This is a genomic window from Cellvibrio sp., assembly GCF_053579595.1.
Genome location: NZ_JBRFPI010000532.1, coordinates 1 through 2280, shown reverse-complemented (window position 1 = coordinate 2280; position 2280 = coordinate 1). Strand labels below are relative to the sequence as shown.

The window sequence follows — 2280 nt, the reverse complement described above, 5'->3', positions numbered from 1 at the left end:
ATTTATTAAAATTCGATGGGATTGTGGAGCACGGGAACAACCGCGAAACCTTTGGCGATCCACAGGGCTTCGGGCGTATGGAATACGCTTATTATTTGATGGCAAAAGCAGCAGGTATCGCGATGACACCCTGCGAATTATTAATGGATGGCGAACGCGCCCATTTTTTAACGCAGCGCTTTGATCGTATTGGCAACCATAAATTGCATTATCAATCGCTCTGTGCAATGGACCATGCCGATTTTAAAATGCCCGGCCATTACAGCTATGAACAATTATTTGCGGTCGCGCGGCAACTGCGTTTGACCCGTGCCGAAGCGGTGGAAATTTATCGCCGTATGGTGTTTAACATTATTGCGCGCAACCACGATGACCACAGCAAAAACTTCGGTTTTATCCTACCGGGCCCGCATGCGCCATGGCAGCTAGCGCCGGCATTTGATATCGCCTACAGTTACAAGCCTGGCTCACCCTGGGTGAACTCGCATCAATTAAGCGCAAATGGCAAACGCGATAATTTTGTCCGCGACGATTTGCTGGTCGTCGCAAAATTAATTAGCAATTTCACCAAAGAAGCAAAATTGATCATTCAACAAACTCTGGATGTCGTCAGCCAATGGCAAAGCTATGCGCGTACCGCTGCAGTACCCGCGAGCTTTACCCGCGAGATCCAACAAAATTTGCGTCTGGATTTATAACATTCAACATTGGTAATTGGCCTGAAGGAATAATAAATATGCATATCACCACCATCGTCTTTTTTGCATTGCTAGCGTTTTTTACCTGGCGCGGCTACCAGAAAGGTTTTATCGGCTCTATTACCCGCGTACTCGGTTGGATTGTCGCCTACCCGGCAGCGATTGTGTTTACCAAACCCACTGCAAAATTAATCATGCAACACACAGCGCTGGATGGCTTGCTGGTTTATTTTATCGCCGGCAGTGCTATTTTTTTGCTGGTGAGTTTTTTGGTGAGCCTGTTACTTAATTTGCTCGCCAAATTAATTCCTGAAACAGGTGCAACCCAGGTAGGTTCAAAAATCGGTGGTGCCAGCGTGGGAGTATTAATGGGAGCGCTCGTAGGATTACTCGTTGTCTACGCAATAAGTTTGGTGCTCGCCCCTAAAGTACAACCGATGCAATATGAGCAAACCGATGATATCACCGTTACGGACAGCACAGAGCCTCCCAATCGCGCACCGGCAACCGGCGTTCCGCATGTGCGCGACCTTGCAAAAAGTAATGACTCATTTATTGAAGCCAGTGCTAAAAAATTAATGGGGAATGCGGCCGCCACCGCAGTGGATTTGGCACTGGATGATAAAACCACCACTCAGATCACCAAGGCTTTTGTAGAAAACCCGCAAACTATGCTTACGCATGTACAACAAGTTGCCAATGACGGGCAGATGAAAAATTTAATGGCGGATGAAAAAATCCAATCCATCCTGACAACAGGTGATACCCACGCATTAATGCGCGACCCTGCATTTAAAGAGCTGATGAACAACCCCAGTGTGCAAGCGTTAATGTCGCAGTCCGATGTTAATAGCGAGGCGGGTTCGCAAGCAGCGGCAGAAAAAATGGTGCAGGCATGGAATCGCGTGCAAACGATAAAACATGACCCGCGCGTGATTGCAATTATTAGCGATCCTGAATTTCAGCAGCAATTGAACTCATCCAACAAATTACCCTTGATGATGAATCCCAAATTAAACCAACTGACAGAAATTATTTTTAACAGCGAGGCTGCACCCGCCAATGGCATGGGGAACTATCAAGTAAGAGATATTAACGAGGCAGCCACAAATACAGCATCAGCCACACAAAATGCTTCTGGCGAGGATGCAAAACCGGCTACTACAATTTACCGCTGGACGGATGAAAACGGGCAAGTCCACTATTCCGACAAACCCGTGAAGGATAAATAACAAAAAGACAACTAACTCAATAAACCGAAGGCTCGCCTTCCGGGCGAGTTTTAAAGCGCGGCTGTGCCCAAAAATATTGGCCGGGGCATTTTAAAATTTCCTGCTCCATAAATTCATTCACGCGGCGTGCATCAGCAATATCATCACCGGTTGGATAATTTTCAAAGGGGGGATGAATAGTGACTGCATAACCGCTGCCATCATCCAACCGGCGCTGGGTAAATGGAATTATTTTCGCGCGCCCCATGCGCGCAAACTGACCAGTCGCTGTCACCGTTGCTGTTTGCACACCAAAAAACGGGACAAATACCGACATTTTTTCACCTAGGTCTCGATCGGGGGCATACCAG

General features: G+C 47.2%; 3 protein-coding genes. 2 read left to right on the top strand and 1 reads right to left on the bottom strand.

The window, feature by feature from the left end:
* The coding region (locus ACWA6V_RS20785) for a type II toxin-antitoxin system HipA family toxin (RefSeq protein ID WP_449524273.1) at positions 1-698 on the top strand (698 nt) is incomplete at its 5' end.
* 38 nt (positions 699-736) lie between these two features.
* Positions 737-1930 carry a CvpA family protein gene (locus ACWA6V_RS20780; RefSeq protein WP_449524272.1) on the top strand — a complete coding sequence of 398 codons (1194 nt, stop codon included), beginning with the start codon at positions 737-739 and terminating at the stop codon, positions 1928-1930.
* A 16-nt stretch (positions 1931-1946) separates the two neighbouring features.
* Here ACWA6V_RS20780 and ACWA6V_RS20775 read toward each other — a convergent pair.
* The coding region (locus ACWA6V_RS20775; protein WP_449524271.1) for an LpxL/LpxP family acyltransferase at positions 1947-2280 on the bottom strand (334 nt) is incomplete at its 5' end.